The following is a 16171-nucleotide window of genomic DNA, read 5'->3' on the forward strand; positions in this document are numbered from 1 at the left end:
CTTCAGCCGGTCACACGTCGGCGGGCGGGACCGGCGCGAGCCGCAGGTGGATCTCGTCGGACCAGCCGAACTCGAGCTTCGCCGCCTCGGCGGCGGTCGGCTGAGGCACCCGTTCGGAGAGCTCACGGGCCACGACGATCGGCTTGTGCTCGCGGCCGTCCAGCAACGACCACTGCGACGTCTCACAGGCCCCGTGCTCGACCACGGTGCTGCGCAGCGCGCCCACAGGCACAGTGATCAGGAAGACCCCGTCACGGTCGGTCACGTCCAGGGCGACGTCGAGGGGCTTCTCCGGCGTCGGCCAGGTCCGAAGCACCGCGCCCGTGGACTCCAGCCGGGGACCGTCCGGACCACGCAGGATCAGGTCCTCACCCTGCCACCAGGCGTCGTGAACGACGGGACGGTCGGGCGTCGCGGTGATGACGAAGGAACCGTTCGGGTCGCGGGTGGCGTTCACCGCGCGCCCCTTCATCAGCGACCGCGACCCGAGGAAGTCCGGGTGCACAGGCAGTGGAGACGTACGTCCCTTCCGGGACAGCTTCACCCGGGTCGGCACGATCTCCTCCATGGGCATGTCCAGTCCCGACTTCTCCAGGACAGCCTCGACCGGCACCGTCAGCCGCCACGGGGTGATGCCTCGCTCGCCCCGCTCGCCGATCGTCAACGGATGGGTCACCACCGAACCGCTGCGGTCGGTGAGGGTCAGCTCCGCATGCTCGGGAGCAGCGCCCCGGAACGCGCCCCGGATCTCGATCTCGTCGCCGAGGTCGGTGGTGTGATCCACCCAGGCGTCCGGAAGGTCGCGAACGGTGACCCCGAAGCCGCCCGGGAGACGACCTGGGCGGCACCAGCGGTTGCCGATGCGGCGCCAGCCCTGCCACCGCTCGCGTCCGTCTCCCGAGGTCGTCACCTGGATCACGTCGCGGACGTCGCGGTTGCGGATGCCGATCATGAGGCGCCACTGGCGATCGCCCGCCAGCTGCGACGGGTCGATGCTCAGCTCGAGCGTGGACCTGTCCACCTGGCCGAACGGGATCGCCCGCGGCCGAGCGACGTGATCCACCGGCACCCGGCGGCCGGCGGGGCTCTCCAGCCACACCTTGAAGCGGGTCCGGGGCGCGAGCGCGAGGGTGTTGATGCCGATGTTGACCCGGACCGCTACCCGGGATCCGTCCCACCAGGCCTCGGTCGCCACCGCCTTGGCCTTCATGTACGCCGGTGCCAGGCGGAACACCGAGTCGGGGACGCCTACCGCGGTGTCCTCGAAGGACGGGAGCTTGGCGTACCAGCCGTCCCGTCGGCGGGCCAGCGGCGCCTGGGTCCCGTACTCGGCCCGATAGCGGGTCAGTGTCGTGAGCGCGTCACGCTGCCGGCGCTTCAGCAGGTCGAACACGAGTCGCTCGAACGGTCCCTGACGGTTGAGGATCGCGTCGTCGACGCGCGCCAGGTAGCGCTCCGCCAGGTCGAAGATGCGCCCGGCCTCGTCGGCAGGGTGGTCCTCGATCGACCGGGCGAGCACCTGGACGTCCGTCGCCGCGAGGTGGGACTTGACCAGGTCGGACAGGTAGGGAGCCTGCTCCTCGACCATGTCGAAGAGCATCTCGGCCGAACGTACGCGGTCGCTGAGGTTGTCGAGATTCCAGTGGCTCTGCGTGATCGAGGCCTCGCCACCGTCACGGTGCCGCCAGTAGTAGATCGGCTCGGCGAGAATGTCGACCTGGCGGGCGCGGATGTGCGCGGCAAGGGCGACCGGGTAGTCCTCGTAGAGCATGTCCGGGTAGCCGAGGCCGGCGGAGTCCCAGAAGTCGCGCCGGTAGACCTTGTTCCAGATGTAGCGATCGATGCCCAGGATGTGGGTCCGGCTGCAGTGCGTGGCGATGCGGGTGGTGACGAACGGGCGCCGGTGGGACCACGACTGCCAGACCGACACGGAGTCGAACCGGCGGGCGTTGCCGGCCACGAAGTCGGACCCCGAGCGCGCCAACGTGTCCGTCATGAGCTGGTACGCGTACTCGGGGACGTAGTCGTCGGCGTCGACGAACGCGAGCAGGTCACCCCTGCTCGCCTCGATCCCGATGTTTCGGGCCACCCCGACACCGACCTTCTCCGAGGAGACCACCCGGAATCGCGCGTCGCTGGACGCGAACCGGTCGGCGACCGTTGCGGACCCGTCGGTGGACGCGTCGTCGACCATGACCACCTCGAAGTCCGAGAAGGTCTGGGCGCGAAGCGACTCCAGGCACGTCTGCAGGAAGGGCTCCACGTTGTGGAACGGGATGACGATGCTCAGAGCGGGATGCGGCACATTCTCACCTTAAGTGGCTCCGTCCTCGAGCCTTCGCAACCGCTCCTCGAAACGCGTGGCCGCGGTGATCCGAGCTCGCACCTGCTCCTGCTGACGCTGGATCTCGGCCCAGATCGAGGAGGCGTCGACGTGGCCGTCCGACGGCGCTCCGGCCATGAGGTTGCCGCGCTCGACGGTGTCACGCAGGGTCTCCAGACGCGCCTCGAGTGCCGCGACCTGCGGGCTGACCCGGGCGAGCTCGCGCTCGAGGTCACCGATGCGAACGCGCTGCCGGTCCGTGATCGCGCGCAGCTCCTCGATGGTGGCTCGAGCCTCGTCCAGGTCGGCTGCGGAGCCGGCCAACCTGTTGACCTTGCCGCGCAGTCGGTTCATCGCCATAGGGAAACGCGCTCCTCCTCGAGCCAGCCGGTCATGACGCGTGCCTCCGCCTCGATCCGATGCTCCGGCGCCACGGGCGAGGAGCCACCGGCCTGATAGGTCCACTCCGTCTGCCCGGGGTTGTCGACGAACGAGAACCCGGACAGCAGGATGTCGGACTCCGGGAACAGGTTGACCGCCAGCCACGCGGCGGTGAAGCCCGTGGTCGGCGCCAGCTTCTCGGTGCGCCAGGGGATGTCGAGGTCCTTCCCGGTGCCGGTGAGCAGCTCCCCGTTCGGGATGGGTACGAAGCCCAGATCGGGCGGCCACGACATCGGCCACACCTCGAGGCGGCCGTGGAAGCGCATCGGCTCGGCGAGGAGGTAGAGGCGCTCGCGGTAGCGGTCGAAGGTGAATCGGGTCGGGCGGGTGATCCGGTTCCAGATCACCACGTCGGCCCGCGATCCCTGGGCGCGCGGCCCACCCGGGACGTCCAGCACGAAGCTGTTGACCCGGATCACCAGATCCGAGTCGTCGATGGCCTGCGCCCGGTCGTCGCTGGGCCCCAGCGGCGCATTCCCGAGCACGGCGACCGACCTCACCGGCGCCCTTCTGGCGTACGTGGTCATCAGGTCGCGCAGGTAGGCGAAGCCTTCAGTGATCGTGACTGCCCGTTCGGCGATCAACGTCACCGGCTTCCCCTTTCCAACGACGCTCGTCGCAGCGTCGTCACAGATCGCAGGGACGCGGCAGGCGCGTTACCCGTTCGGAAAAATCATAACGAGCCAGACCGCCGACAGTTACCCACCCGAGTATCGATTTGAGCGTCGCGGCGCGTTTTCACGCGCGCCGACGCAAAGTGCCATGACGCTGTTGGCGCCTCGTCACCATCCATACATCTGTGCGTCGTTCGCTGGTCAGGCGGACTGAGCCCCGGTCCAGCTCGTACGCTCGGCCTCGAGCTCGGCACGTACGGCGTCCAGCTCGGACTCCAGCTCGGCGACCCGGATGGCCGCCTCGGCGGCGTCGGCTTCGACGGCCTGGAGCATCGCCTCGAGCTGCTCGCCGCGCATCTCGGCCTGGGCGGCCCGGCGGGCCTCCTCGCCACGGCGACGGACGGCCTCGGCGGCACGCTGGTGCGCGGCGGCCAGAGCGGCCTCGAGCTCCTCGACGGCCTGGACTCGTTCGGCGAGCTTGGCATCCATGTGCTCGCGGAACTCGGCGTTCTCCTCGGCCCGCTTCTCGGACTCGACGCGGTAGGCCTGGGCCTGCTCGGCCCGGTCACGCGCCCAGTCGCGGCGGGTCTGGAGAAGCTCGGAGTGAGTGATCTTGGTTGCGGCAGCGCCACAGGCGAGCCCGAGAACGGCTGCGAGCACGACAACCAGCCAGGACCCGGAGGCCACCGCGGCGGTGATCGTGATGGCGGCCAGCGCCAGCAGGCCTACAGCAACCGTCAGGCGTGTGCTGCGCTGACGCCTGCGTGTGACTGAAGTTGCGGATGGGGAAGGCATGCTTCCACGGTACGGCTAGTTTTCATCGCGTTTGCGGACCCGGCACGCGTGTTCGAGGAGTCGAGCGGCGACGAGGATCGCGGTCCCGGCCACGGCCGCGAGGGCCGAACGGACCAGCCGCTCCCCTGCCGCCGTGTTGGCGTCGTAGCCCAGCCAGCTCACCGCGTAGCCCAGATAGCCGCCGGCGAGGAGCGCGCCGACCAGGGTGCAGGCGCGGGCGAGCACCAGCCGGTTGACCGCCTGATGAGCCTCGATGCGCTCGCCGCGTACCTGCAGCTGGCGGTGGGTGATCCAGGCGGTCACGCCCAGGGCCGCCGCGATCAGCAGCAGCACCACAGGCTGCGCCCAGGTGATGACCGGGGCCACCCCGCGCCAGGACTCCAGCACGGGGTGAGCCAGCCAGCCACCGACGATCCCGATGACGGCCCACGCCGTGATGGCTCCGCCCGACATCGGGTGGAGCCGGCGCTCGTCGTCGGCGGGATCCTTCTCAGGACCCTGGTCGGGGTCCTCGGGTGCTGTGCTCAGATCCGGCTCAGAGCTCGAGGGTGAGGTCGTCGCGGCGGGTGATGCCGGACTGGTCGGACTGCTCCAGCAGCTCGGCGATCGGACCCACGCCGGGAAGATCGGCGCTCGGCTCCAGGTCGAGCCACGGCTTGAGCACGAAGGCCCGCTGGTGCGCACGCGGGTGCGGCAGCGTCAGCGACTCCTCCTCGAGGATCTTGTCGCCGACCGAGATGACGTCGATGTCGAGCGTGCGCGGCTCGTTGAAGATGCCGCTGCGCGAGCGGCCGTACGCATCCTCGATGGTGAGCGCACGCTCGAGCAGGCGCGTCGGGGTGAGCGTGGTGTCGGCGAGGACGATGGCGTTGAGGTAGAGCTCGGCATCCGCGGGCGAGTCGACCGGCTCGGTCTCGTAGACCGGCGAGATGGTGGTCACCCAGACGTCCGGGGTCTCGGCGAGGGTGTTCAACGCGTCCTGCAAGTTTGCCAACCGGTCCCCGAGATTGGAGCCCAGAGACAGCACCGCCCGCCGGATCGGCCGCATCTCCCCGGTGAGCGTGTCGGCGTCGATGATGTACGGGTTGGGTACCTCTGTCACGTGCTCTGCCTCCGGGTGATCGTCAGGGTGACGTCTTTGAACGTCGCTTCGATAGGCGCCCCCGGTTTGTGAACCGTAACACGTACCCAAAGTGCGCGGATGTCTGCAAGGCAAATGTCCGCGATCCGCTGGGCAAGCGTTTCGATGAGGTCCACCGGGTCGCGCTCAACATTGGTTTTGACCGCCATCGCGAGACTTCCGTAATCCACGGTGTCATGCAAGTCGTCCGTTTCCGCCGCCTTGCGGGAGTCGGTGCCGATGACCAGGTCGATGATGAACTTCTGCCCCTCACGGCGCTCGAAGTCGAAGACTCCGTGATGGCCGTAGCACTCCAGGCCGAGGATCTGGATTTCGTCCGCAGGTTCTGTGATGTTCACCGAATAGTCTCCAACTTCATTGCCGCCGCGAGTGCGTCCTTGGCGGCACGTACGTCATGAACACGCGTGGCCCAGACACCACGTTGCGCGAGAAAGACCGTGATCGCGTCGTGAGCGTTCTCACGCTCGGTCACCGGACGCAGGGTGCCGTCGGGGGCGGCCAGCAGGCGGCCGAGGAAGGTCTTGCGGCTGGCTCCGATGAGCACCGGGAAGCCGAGCTTGTGGAACTCCTCCACGCCCGCCAGCAGCCGCCAGTTGTCGTCGGCCGTCTTGGAGAAGCCGAGGCCGGGGTCGATCACGATGTTGTCGTCCTGGATCCCCGCCGCCCGCGCCGCCTCGATCCGCTGCTCCAGCTCCGCCTTGACCGTGGCGACCACGCCGTCGGCGTAGACGAGGTGGTCCTGGTGCTGCATCTCCGCGCCGTGCGCGCGCCAGTGCATCACCACGTACGTCGCACCGTGGTCGGCCGCGACCTGGAGGATCCCCGGGTCGGCCAGACCGCCCGAGACGTCGTTGATGATCTTCGCCCCGGCCTTCACGGCCGCCTCGGCGACCTCAGGACGCATCGTGTCGACCGAGAGCGTTGCACCCTCCTCGGCCAGCGTCTCGATGACCGGCACCACCCGGGCCAGCTCGTCGGCCACCAGCGGCCTGGTCGCACCAGGACGGGTCGACTCGCCACCGATGTCGAGCAGGTCGGCCCCCTGCTCCAGGAGCGCGTGACCGTGGGCCACCGCGTCATCGGTCGCCAAGAACCGTCCGCCGTCGCTGAACGAGTCGGGCGTGACGTTGACGATTCCCATGACCTGCACGCCACGACCCTATCCGGCGACACCGGAAGGGCAGACTTGACCAAGCGGGCCCGCTCAGCCAGGCTGCCCGGCATCTCATGTACCCAGGGAGGCATCGTGGCCAAGATCCTGCTCCGCTCAGCGAGGGACCCGTTCGACGTGATCGAGGCGGGCGACCCGCGTGCGTGGGGCATCGGGTTCTACGGCACGAACGTCGGCAACCTCCTCTTCGCCGACTCGACACACCGGCTCCTCAGCGTGCCCGGGACCGAGATCGTCCCGAACGGCTTCATCCATGAGCGACGCGCGTTCACCGCCGAGGAGGTCGCGGCGACCAACGACGAGTACGACCACTTCGTGGTACCGCTGGCCAACGCCCTCCGGCCGGAGTTCACCCGCCCGCTGACCCGGCTGACCGCCTTCATCGAACAGCTCTCGATCCCGACCACCATCGTCGGCATCGGCGCACAGCTCTCCCTCGACGACCTCGACACCGCTCCCGGCGACGAGCTGGCGGCTCTCCACCGCCGATTCATGAACAGCGTGCTCGAGCGATCCTCGAAGGTCGGCGTACGCGGCGAGATCACGGCCGCCTACCTGCGGCGGCTCGGCTACGGCGACGAGCACGTCGAGATCATCGGCTGTCCGTCGATCTACCTCAACGGCCCCGACCTCACCGTCCGCGACGAGCGCTCCACCCCGATCGCCGACGAGGACCCGATCGCCGTCTCGATGAGCCCGCTGACCGCGCCCTGGTTCGAGACGTACGTCGACGCCTTCGCCGATCGGCACCCGCACATGACGTACGTCGGCCAGACCCACCACGACTTCGCGATGCTCCAGTGGGGACGGCACCGTCAGCCCGAGATGGGTATCGACCGCGACCACCGGCTCTACGCCGAGGACCGGACCCGGATGTTCCTCGACGCCGGCTCCTGGATGCGGTTCCTGGCCACCCAGCGGTTCGCCTTCGGCACGCGTATCCACGGCAACGTCGCCGCGGTGCTCGCCGGGACCCCTGCCATGGTCGTCGCGCATGACTCACGCGTGCTGGAGCTGTGCGACTACCACGGCCTGCCCTACACGATGCTCGACTCGTTCAGGGCCGAGACCACGGTCGACGAGCTGTACCAGGCGGCCGACTTCACCAGCTTCCACAACCGCCTGGCCGACGGCTGGAAGCGGCTGACCTCGTTCCTGGACGACGCCGGCCTGGCGAACGTCGCGCAGCCCGGCCAGACGAGCGCGGCCTACGACGCCGAGCTCGCCGCGCTGGAGCCCGCGGCACCTGTCGCCACGCTCCGCGGATCGGGCGATGACGCCATCCGGCGCATCGAGGACCGGATCCACGCGCTCAAGACCGCTTCCGAGCACGCCGACACCGCCGCGAGGCGTCGCGAGCGGGAGCTCGAGAAGAAGGTCACCGCGTCGGCGAAGAGCCAGGCCAAGCGGATCGCAGCCCTCGAGGCGACCACGCGCAAGCAGCAGACCCGGATCGAACGGCAGGCCGGCCGCCTGGACCGCCAGCGAGCCCTGATCGACGAGCTGCGCGCAGACCTCACTCGTCACCAGGAACGAGCGGGCCTGCGCGGCTTCGTCCGGAGGGTTCGCCGCCGGCTGGGTCGTTCGGCGGGCTAGCGGGTCCCGCCCCGGATCAGGGCCATGGCCTCGGCCCGGGTGGTGGCGTTGGAGCGCATCGTGCCGCGTACGGCGCTGGTGATCGTGCGGGCGCCGGCCTTCTTGACGCCGCGCATCGTCATGCACAGGTGCTCGGCCTCGACCACCACGATGACGCCGCGCGCCTCGAGGAGCTCCATCAGCGCGTCGGCGACCTGAGTGGTGAGCCGCTCCTGCACCTGCGGTCGCTTGGCGTAGACGTCGACCAGCCGGGCGAGCTTCGACAGGCCGGTGATCTTGCCGGAGGAGGCCGGGATGTAGCCGACGTGGGCGACACCGGTGAACGGCACCAGGTGGTGCTCGCACATCGACCACAGCTCGATGTCACGGACCAGGACCATCTCGTCGTGGCCGAGATCGAAGGTCGTGGTGAGGACCTCCTCGGGCGTCTGGTGCAGCCCGCGGGTCACCTCCTGGTAGGCGCGGGCGACCCGAGCGGGAGTCTCGAGCAGCCCTTCGCGATCGGGATCCTCCCCGATCGCGTAGAGCAGCTCACGCACGGCCGCCTCGGCCCGCTTCTGGTCGAACACCGGTACGTCCGCCACGTCCCGCTCGGGGACATGGACGGGCGCTACGTCATCGAAGTTGTCGGACATGTCTTCAGTATCAGGCGGGCGGGGTGCCCTCGGGCGAGCCGGCCTCGGTCGGCTTGGCGAGGTCGACACCGTTGGCGGACTGGGCCCCGGCCTGGGCGCCGGACTGCTTCCCGGCGGCTCGGATCGCCTTGGCGAGGTTCTCCTTGTCGCGCTCGACGATCCACCGCGGAATCTCGACCGCCGGGCGGTCGGAGGGGCGGCGGGTGTCGGAGCCGGTCCAGGCCGGACGCGGGTCGCGGCGACGCAGCGGCTCGAAGATCTCGGCGACCTCGTGCTTGGAGAGCGTCTCCTTCTCGAGGAGCTGCAGCACCAGGTTGTCGAGGACGTCCCGGTTCTCCTCGAGGATGTCGAAGGCCTCCTGGTGCGCGGTGGCGAGGAGCTTCTTGGTCTCGTCGTCGACGACGGCGGCGACCTCCTCGGAGTAGTTGCGCTGGTGACCGATGTCGCGGCCCAGGAACGGCTCCCCGTTGGACTCACCCAGCTTGATCGCACCGAGGCGCTCGGTCATACCGAACTGGGTGACCATCGCGCGGGCGAGGTTGGTCGCCTTCTCGATGTCGTTGCCGGCACCCGTGGTCGGGTCGTGGAAGATGAGCTCCTCCGCGGCACGGCCACCGAGCATGTAGGAGAGCTTGTTGAGCATCGAGGACCGGGTCTGCGAGTACTGGTCGTCGTCGGGCATGACCAGGTTGTAGCCCAGCGCCTTGCCGCGCGGCAGGATCGTGATCTTCTGGACCACGTCCGGGCCCGGAAGGGCAGCGGCGACCAGCGCGTGGCCACCCTCGTGGTAGGCGGTGATGAGCTTCTCCTGCTCGCTCATCAGACGCGTGCGCTTCTGCGGGCCGGCGATGACTCGGTCGATGGCCTCGTCGAGCGCCTTGTTGGTGATCAGCTTCTGGTCGCTGCGAGCGGTCAGCAGCGCGGCCTCGTTGAGCACGTTGGCCAGGTCGGCACCGGAGAACCCGGGGGTCCGGCGGGCGACCGAGTCGAGGTCGATGTCGCCGGCCAGCGGCTTGCCGCGGGCGTGGACCTGCAGGATCTTCTCGCGACCGGCGAGGTCGGGAGCGTCCACCTGGATCTGGCGGTCGAAGCGGCCCGGGCGCAGCAGCGCCGGGTCGAGCACGTCGGGACGGTTGGTCGCCGCGATCAGGATGACCCCGCCGCGTACGTCGAAGCCGTCCATCTCCACGAGGAGCTGGTTGAGCGTCTGCTCGCGCTCGTCGTGGCCACCGCCCATGCCGGCACCACGGTGACGACCGACGGCGTCGATCTCGTCGATGAAGACGATGGCGGGAGCGTTCTCCTTGGCCTGCTCGAACAGGTCGCGGACACGGCTCGCACCGACACCGACGAACATCTCGACGAAGTCCGAACCGGAGATCGAGTAGAACGGCACGCCGGCCTCGCCCGCGACGGCTCGCGCGAGCAGGGTCTTACCGGTGCCTGGCTGGCCGTAGAGCAGCACGCCCTTGGGGATCTTGGCGCCGACGGCCTGGAACTTCGCGGGCTCCTGCAGGAACTCCTTGATCTCCTGGAGCTCCTCGACCGCCTCGTCAGCACCGGCGACGTCGGCGAACGTCGTCTTGGGCATGTCCTTGGTGATCAGCTTCGCCTTGGACTTGGCGAACTGCATGACCCCGCGACCGCCACCGCCCTGGACCGAGTTCATCAGGAACAGGAACAGGACGATGATCAGCACGAACGGAAGCAGGAAGCTCAGGATCGAGCCGAGCACGGAGGGCTTGGCCACCTCGGAGTTGAACTCCTTGAGGTTGTCACCCTCGGCCTCGGTCTTGCGCACCATCTCGATGAGCGCTTCCTGGTCGCCGTCGACCCACGAGGTGGTGACCTCCGCGCTGCCCTTGCGGGCGTCCTTGGTCAGGGTCGCCTTGATCTCCTGGTCGCCGTCGACGAACGTGATCTCCTTGACCTGGTCGTTCTGGATGTACTCGGTCAGCTCGCTGGTGGTGATCTCGTCACCGCCGTTGCGAGGGGCCAGGTACTGCAGCGCCAGGATCACACCGAGCACTGCCACGATGATCCACAGCCAGGGACCTTTGAATATGCGCTTCACAGGCTTCTTTCAACCGTTTACGGGGTCAGACACGCACGCAGGGCAGCGTGCACGTCATTTAGAACGACGGTACACGCCAAATCGTGCCCACCCCATCTGCACGGTTCCGCTGTTGGCGTAACAGCAGGCGCTCGCCGGCTCTGTTCCAGCCTCAGCTGTAGATGTGCGGCGCGAGGGTCGAGATGTCGCGCAGGTTGCGGTACTTCTCGTTGAAGTCGAGGCCGTAGCCGACCACGAACTCGTCGGGGATGTCCCAGCCGACGTACTTCACGTCGACCGGCATGCTGACCGCCTCGGGCTTGCGGAGCAGGGTGGCGATCTCGATGCTCGCCGGGCCGCGGCTGCTGAGGTTGGAGGTCAGCCAGGTCAGGGTCAGGCCGGAGTCGATGATCTCGTCCACGACGAGCACGTGCTTGCCGGTGACGTCGGTGTCGAGGTCCTTCAGGATCCTCACCACACCGGACGACTTGGTGCCGGAGCCGTAGGAGGAGACGGCCATCCAGTCCATCTCGACGTGGCGGTTCAGGGCGCGCGCGAGGTCGGCCATGATCATCACCGCGCCGCGCAGGACGCCGACGATCAGCAGCTCCTCGCCCTCGTAGTCCTTCTCGATCCGGCGGGCCAGCTCTTCGACCTTGGCCTGGATCTCGTCGTGGGTGAACAGGGTCTTCACGAGGTCGTCGCCGACGTACTCGGTGTCCATGTCCGTCACTCTAAGCGCTCGGTGTGAACGGTCCCGATTCGAAGACGATCCGACCGTCCGTACGCCTCGCGCGCAGGTGTCCTGGAAGGTCGATCCAACGCTGGCCGCGCCAGCCGGTGACCAGCTCGTCGACGGCCTTGACGTGCTCACGGGTCAGCTCCGCCGGCGGGCTGCCGGCGTCGATCGCCGCGATCCGGAGGACTCTGGTGCGGACGGCGGACGGATACCCGGCGAGGGTCTCGACCGGGAGGGATCCGCCGAGCTCGCGGTGCATCGCCTCGGCGATGTCGTCGATGAAGTCGGCGTCCTCGCGCAGCTGCTCGGCCGTTCTCGCCAGGGCCTCGGTGACGCCCGGGCCGAGGTCCTCCTCGAGCGTGGGCAGGACCCGGTGGCGGATGCGCGCGCGGGTGTAGGCGAAGTCGCGGTTGTGCGGGTCCTGCCAGACGTCGAGGCCCTCGATCTGGCAGGCGGTCTCGGTGTCGATCCTGGTCGTCGCCAGGAGCGGACGGCGATAGCGGTCGAAGCTGGCGCGCATCCCGGAGAGGCTGCGCGCGCCCGAGCCCCGGGTCAGGCCCAGCAGCACGGTCTCGGCCTGGTCGTCGCGGGTGTGCCCGAGCAGGATCACGCTCGCGCCGAGGCGCTCGGCGAGCTGGTCGAGGACCGCGTAGCGGGCCTGCCGCGCCGCGGCCTCGGGACCCTCACCGTCGGCCTTGACCTCCACCGTCGCGGTCACGGTCTCGTCGACGCCCATCTCGGCGAGCTGACCCACGACCTTCGCGGCCTGTGCCTGGCTGCCGTCCTGCAGCCCGTGGTCGACGGTCGCGCCGATGATGTGCAGGCCGAGCTTGTGGCCCTCGAAGACCGCGGCCGAGGCCAGCGCCAGCGAGTCCGCTCCCCCGGAGCAGGCCACCATCACCTTCTCGCCCGGCTCGAGCCGCTCGAGCGTCGCGCGGACCGGACGGCGTACCGCTGCGAGGGAGGGGTGCAGGCTCACAGGACCCGGGTCACCCAGGTGTCCGGCTCGACGATCTCGGCCTTCGACGGGAGGTTCTCGGGGCCGGCGAAGACGGCGTTGAACTCGTCCATGCCGACCCGGTCGACCACGTGGCGTACGAACTTCGCGCCGTCGCGGTACTGGGCCATCTTGGCCTCCAGCCCGAGCAGGCGGCGCAGCAGGCGGTCGAGGACGCCGATGCCCTGGCGGCGCTTGTTGAAGGCCTTGCGGATCGTGGTGACGCTCGGGATCACGCCGGGGCCGACGTCGTCCATGACCACGTCGGCGTGGCCCTCGAGCAGCGACATCATCCCGGTGACCCGGTCGATGATCTCCTTCTGCTCGGGCTTGGCGAACGCGTCCACGATGCTGCCGTTGCCCTTGAGCGCCTCGGTGACGCGCTGCAGCCCGCCGTCGAAGAGCGAGGCCGGGTCCATCGCTTCGGAGAGGCCCTCGATCTGGGCGAAGAGGTGGTCGCGCATCCACGAGCTGGCGGTGAACTGGACCCGGTGGGTTTCCTCGTGGAGGCAGACCCACAGCCGGAAGTCGGTCGGGTCCAGGCCGAGCTCGCGCTCGACGTGGACGGCGTTCGGCGCGACCAGCAGCAGCCGGCCCGACGGCCCGTAGAACGGGTCGAACTGGCCGAGGATCTTCGAGGACATGAAACCGAGCAGGCCGCCGACCTCGGCCGCGCTGATCTTGGAGCCGACTGCCTGGGTGAGGGCGCCCGGGGTGCGCTTCGCGGTGATCCGGTCGACGACCGGCGAGATCACGTGGGCGAAGGTGTCGGCGTTGGCCTGGATCCAGCCCCTTCTGTCCACCACCAGGACCGGCGCCGTGTCACGCGGCGCGTCCAGACCGGTGAAGGCGCGTACGAACTCGGTCGCCTTGGCGGCGTCCGCGCGCAGCTCCTCGACGGCGTGCTGGGCCTCGCTGCGCGAGACGATCGGGCCATCTCCACCGACCGTCGCACCGAGGCGTACGGCCAGGTCCCAGTCGACCATGGTCGCTCCGGACGGGGCGGGGTCCTCAGCACGATGGGTCATGCGTACGACCGTAGCCGACCGGACCTATGCAGGCGGCCCTAAGCCGAGCATCGACACGTCGCGACCGCCGTGATCGCGTCGTCGAGGGCGTCGCGTACGTCCAGGGTCTGCTCGGGCTTGAACCCGTCGGCCATGAGTACGACGACGAACGGCGTGCCGCGGGCGTCGATCGCTATGCCGGAGAGCCCGGAGACGCCGGTGAGGGTGCCGGTCTTCGCCCTGACGCGGCCGCGACCCGGCTCGGCGTCGAAGTTGAACCGCCGCGAGAGCGAGCCGACCCAGCCTGCGACCGGAAGGCCGGTCATCGCCGGGGCGAGCTCGGGGCGGTTGGGGCTGGCGGCGGTCTGGAGCGTGCTCACCAGCAGCGTCGGCGGGATCTGGTTCTGCCGGGAGAGGCCGGAGCCGTCGCGGAGGACCAGTCCGGTGGTGTCGATGCCGAGCTCCTTCAGGGTGGCCGTGATCGCCGCGGTGGAGCCGTCGAACGTCGGGGTTCCCGCGGCGAGGCCGACCTGGCGGGCGAGCACCTCGGCGAGCTGGTTGTCGCTGTGCTGCAGGGTGTATTCGACGATCTCGCGCAGGGTGTCGCCCTGACGTACGGCGAGCTGGGTGCCGGCCTTCGTCCCCCGCGCGGGCTTGCCGTTCACCTTGATCCCGTGCTTGACCAGGGCCTTCTTGAACTGCTCGGCGGCCTGCACGGACGGATCTCGGCTGTAGCCGGTCGACTGGGAGCCGCCGTGGTCGACCAGCAGCGCGGTGATCCCACCGACCTCCTCACCCAGATAGGTGCGTCGCCAGGTGGGGCTCAGGGTCGGGCCGCCGAAGAGGGTGTCGTCGAAGGCGAGGGTCACCGACTTGGTGGTGCCGAGCTCCCGCGCCGTCTCCGCAGCGAGCTCGTCGAGGTCGCTGGTGGTGAGAGATGCGTCACCTCCGCCGACGAGGGTGACGGTGCTCCCCTGGAGCGTGGTGCTGGTCTCGAAGCGGCGCTCCGGGCCGTACGCCTCCAGCACCGCCACGCTGGTCAGCACCTTCGTGACGCTCGCCGGGGTCGCGGCCCCGCTGCCGTGGGTCACCAGCGGTGCGCCCTCGAGCGGCGCGATCGCCGCCTTGAGGTGCTTGCCGAGCCGCTTGTCGCCGACCATCTCCCGCATCACCTGCTCCAGCGCGGCCTGATCAGGCTTTCCCGGAGCTCTGGTCTGCTGGCCCGCGACCGCTGCTGGACTGACCGCGGCGATGCTCAGCGCGGCCGGCGGAGGCGTCGGCGCGACGTTGCCGCGCGCATAGCGGACCCACCCCAAGGCGTACGCCGCAGCCGCGACTCCCACCAGCAGCGCGAGCACCAGCGGCAGCACGACCACGAGCTTTCCGCGGCTCTCCTCGGGCTCCTCTGATGGCCACTTCGGCGGGGTGTCGGGCTCCACGGATATCCTCCTCGATGCCGGATCCGACGCAGATCGGTGTCAGACTGTCCGGCATTCCGTTTTTGGGTTTGTCTGGAGGCAGAGAAGTGACGCAGGAGTTCGACGTACTGATCGAGGTCCCCAAGGGATCCCGCAACAAGTACGAGGTGGACCACGAGTCGAACCGGCTTCGACTCGACCGCGTGCTGTTCACCTCCATGATGTACCCCGCAGACTACGGCTACATCGAGGACACCCTCGGTGGGGATGGTGACCCGCTCGACGCGCTGGTGCTCACCCCCTACCCGCTCTTCCCAGGTGTGCTGGTCGAGGCCCGGGCTGTCGCGATGTACGTCATGGAGGACGAGCAGGGCCAGGACGAGAAGGTCCTCTGCGTCCCCTGCGACCCCCGCTTCGACCACATCCAGGACCTCGCGGATGTCGACGAGTGGACGCTCAACGAGATCAAGCACTTCTTCGAGCACTACAAGGACCTCGAGCCCGGCAAGTCCGTCAAGGGCTCCGACTGGGTCGGCAAGGCTGCTGCGGAGTCGGAGATCGCCGCGTCCATCGACCGGTTCAAGAACACCGCTCACTGAGGTTTGTCGCCTGCTGACCGAGGAACTCGGTCCGGGCGCGCGAATGTTGACCGAGGTAACTCGGTCAGCATTCAGCCAGCGCGGCGCGCAAGGAGTCGTACGTCGCGTCCACCTCGCCCGCGACAGTCGGGACGACCTTCGTCGCGGGGCGTTGGGCCACCAGGTCGGCGAGCTTGGCAGCGTACGCACGGAGGTGCTCGTCGCCACCGGACTCCGCCACGATCTCTCTCACGATCGGATGCCAGGGGTCGCTGCCGTCATCGCGTCCGTGAAAACGGCGTAGCGCGTCGCTTTCGACGGTCTCGAGCATGACCTCGACGAACTCGGCGCCGACGTCGTGCGCCGCCCTCTCGAAACGTTGCAGCTCACTGACTCTGGCGAACAGCTGTGGAAGCACGACGTCGCCGGACTCGCTGAGGTAACCACGGATCAGCCCCAGCGCCGCTGGCCGGATCCGTGCACCGGCACCGATGAAGTCCTCTCTCCACCCGCTGACGAAGGTGCGCAACAGATCGATGTCGCAGACCAGCGTGCCGCGGTGGTCGGCCGCGAAGCGCCTGGCGAGCGTCGACTTTCCTACCCCGGGCATTCCGTTGATGAGGATCAGCCTGGCCACGTGGCAAGTCAACCACCCGTCGTTGT

At 68.9% G+C, this 16171-nt stretch carries 17 protein-coding genes; 2 read left to right on the top strand and 15 right to left on the bottom strand.

Translation table 11 applies throughout. The annotated features are described in order from the left end of the window. Nucleotides 1-10 precede the first annotated feature (10 nt). The 8 genes from ABT304_RS05310 to folP all read right to left on the bottom strand — a co-directional run bounded on the left by ABT304_RS05310 (nucleotide 11) and on the right by folP (nucleotide 6455). On the bottom strand, nucleotides 11-2305 hold the full coding sequence (locus ABT304_RS05310) for a glycosyltransferase (RefSeq protein WP_350713659.1): 2295 nt from the start codon (nucleotides 2303-2305) through the stop codon (nucleotides 11-13). A 9-nt stretch (nucleotides 2306-2314) separates the two neighbouring features. Continuing rightward, nucleotides 2315-2683 carry a hypothetical protein gene (locus ABT304_RS05315; protein WP_350713660.1) on the bottom strand — a complete coding sequence of 123 codons (369 nt, stop codon included), beginning with the start codon at nucleotides 2681-2683 and terminating at the stop codon, nucleotides 2315-2317. Continuing rightward, a complete protein-coding gene (locus ABT304_RS05320) occupies nucleotides 2674-3354 on the bottom strand; it encodes a glycosyltransferase family 29 protein (RefSeq protein ID WP_350713661.1) in 681 nt (226 codons plus the stop codon). Before ABT304_RS05320 ends, ABT304_RS05315 begins: the two co-directional genes overlap by 10 nt. A 225-nt stretch (nucleotides 3355-3579) precedes the next feature. Next, nucleotides 3580-4173, bottom strand: a complete 594-nt coding sequence (locus ABT304_RS05325; RefSeq protein ID WP_160026382.1) for a hypothetical protein — start codon at nucleotides 4171-4173, stop codon at nucleotides 3580-3582. A gap of 15 nt (nucleotides 4174-4188) precedes the next feature. Next, nucleotides 4189-4626, bottom strand: a complete 438-nt coding sequence (locus ABT304_RS05330) for a DUF3180 domain-containing protein (RefSeq protein WP_350713662.1) — start codon at nucleotides 4624-4626, stop codon at nucleotides 4189-4191. Between the two features lie 82 nt (nucleotides 4627-4708). Further along, nucleotides 4709-5275: a 2-amino-4-hydroxy-6-hydroxymethyldihydropteridine diphosphokinase gene (folK, locus tag ABT304_RS05335; RefSeq protein WP_350713663.1), complete on the bottom strand. Its 567-nt coding sequence runs from the start codon at nucleotides 5273-5275 to the stop codon at nucleotides 4709-4711. Further along, the gene (folB, locus tag ABT304_RS05340) at nucleotides 5272-5652 is read right to left on the bottom strand and encodes a dihydroneopterin aldolase (protein ID WP_160026379.1); all 381 of its coding nucleotides are present in this window, start codon (nucleotides 5650-5652) and stop codon (nucleotides 5272-5274) included. Before folB ends, folK begins: the two co-directional genes overlap by 4 nt. Beyond that, nucleotides 5649-6455, bottom strand: a complete 807-nt coding sequence (gene folP, locus ABT304_RS05345; RefSeq protein ID WP_160029341.1) for a dihydropteroate synthase — start codon at nucleotides 6453-6455, stop codon at nucleotides 5649-5651. Before folP ends, folB begins: the two co-directional genes overlap by 4 nt. 105 nt (nucleotides 6456-6560) lie before the next feature. Between folP and ABT304_RS05350 the strand changes: the two genes are divergently transcribed. Then, nucleotides 6561-8081, top strand: coding sequence for a polysaccharide pyruvyl transferase family protein (locus tag ABT304_RS05350; protein ID WP_350713664.1), 1521 nt, complete (start codon nucleotides 6561-6563; stop codon nucleotides 8079-8081). Here ABT304_RS05350 and folE read toward each other — a convergent pair. From folE to dacB, 6 genes are all read right to left on the bottom strand, one after another. After that, complete coding sequence (folE, locus tag ABT304_RS05355; RefSeq protein ID WP_201451186.1) at nucleotides 8078-8716, bottom strand: GTP cyclohydrolase I FolE; 639 nt, start codon at nucleotides 8714-8716, stop codon at nucleotides 8078-8080. The genes ABT304_RS05350 and folE overlap by 4 nt on opposite strands. Nucleotides 8717-8726: 10 nt before the next feature. Further along, nucleotides 8727-10790, bottom strand: a complete 2064-nt coding sequence (gene ftsH, locus ABT304_RS05360) for an ATP-dependent zinc metalloprotease FtsH (protein WP_350713665.1) — start codon at nucleotides 10788-10790, stop codon at nucleotides 8727-8729. A 151-nt stretch (nucleotides 10791-10941) separates the two neighbouring features. Then, entirely contained in the window at nucleotides 10942-11493 is a 552-nt protein-coding gene (gene hpt / locus ABT304_RS05365; protein ID WP_350713666.1) for a hypoxanthine phosphoribosyltransferase, read from the bottom strand. A 10-nt stretch (nucleotides 11494-11503) separates the two neighbouring features. After that, nucleotides 11504-12487, bottom strand: a complete 984-nt coding sequence (gene tilS, locus ABT304_RS05370) for a tRNA lysidine(34) synthetase TilS (RefSeq protein ID WP_350713667.1) — start codon at nucleotides 12485-12487, stop codon at nucleotides 11504-11506. Beyond that, the gene (locus ABT304_RS05375; protein ID WP_350713668.1) at nucleotides 12484-13533 is read right to left on the bottom strand and encodes an Rv3626c family coenzyme F420 biosynthesis-associated protein; all 1050 of its coding nucleotides are present in this window, start codon (nucleotides 13531-13533) and stop codon (nucleotides 12484-12486) included. The genes tilS and ABT304_RS05375 overlap by 4 nt, the downstream gene beginning before the upstream one ends. 38 nt (nucleotides 13534-13571) lie before the next feature. Then, the gene (gene dacB, locus ABT304_RS05380) at nucleotides 13572-14951 is read right to left on the bottom strand and encodes a D-alanyl-D-alanine carboxypeptidase/D-alanyl-D-alanine endopeptidase (protein WP_350713669.1); all 1380 of its coding nucleotides are present in this window, start codon (nucleotides 14949-14951) and stop codon (nucleotides 13572-13574) included. An 86-nt stretch (nucleotides 14952-15037) separates the two neighbouring features. Here dacB and ABT304_RS05385 point away from each other — a divergent pair, with 86 nt between their 5' ends. Next, entirely contained in the window at nucleotides 15038-15529 is a 492-nt protein-coding gene (locus tag ABT304_RS05385; RefSeq protein WP_160026373.1) for an inorganic diphosphatase, read from the top strand. 64 nt (nucleotides 15530-15593) lie between these two features. Here ABT304_RS05385 and ABT304_RS05390 read toward each other — a convergent pair whose 3' ends face one another. Next, a complete protein-coding gene (locus ABT304_RS05390; protein ID WP_350713670.1) occupies nucleotides 15594-16145 on the bottom strand; it encodes an AAA family ATPase in 552 nt (183 codons plus the stop codon). Between the last annotated feature and the right edge of the window lie 26 nt (nucleotides 16146-16171).

Source organism: Nocardioides sp. NPDC000445, from assembly GCF_040300245.1.
Classification (GTDB): domain Bacteria; phylum Actinomycetota; class Actinomycetes; order Propionibacteriales; family Nocardioidaceae; genus Nocardioides.

Coding starts and splice junctions, on each gene's coding strand:
- ABT304_RS05315 (WP_350713660.1), bottom strand. CDS start 2,683: ATGGCGATGAACCGACTGCGCGGCAAGGTCAACAGGTTGGCCGGCTCC.
- ABT304_RS05325 (WP_160026382.1), bottom strand. CDS start 4,173: ATGCCTTCCCCATCCGCAACTTCAGTCACACGCAGGCGTCAGCGCAGC.
- ABT304_RS05330 (WP_350713662.1), bottom strand. CDS start 4,626: ATGTCGGGCGGAGCCATCACGGCGTGGGCCGTCATCGGGATCGTCGGT.
- folP (WP_160029341.1), bottom strand. CDS start 6,455: ATGGGAATCGTCAACGTCACGCCCGACTCGTTCAGCGACGGCGGACGG.
- folE (WP_201451186.1), bottom strand. CDS start 8,716: ATGTCCGACAACTTCGATGACGTAGCGCCCGTCCATGTCCCCGAGCGG.
- hpt (WP_350713666.1), bottom strand. CDS start 11,493: ATGGACACCGAGTACGTCGGCGACGACCTCGTGAAGACCCTGTTCACC.
- ABT304_RS05375 (WP_350713668.1), bottom strand. CDS start 13,533: ATGACCCATCGTGCTGAGGACCCCGCCCCGTCCGGAGCGACCATGGTC.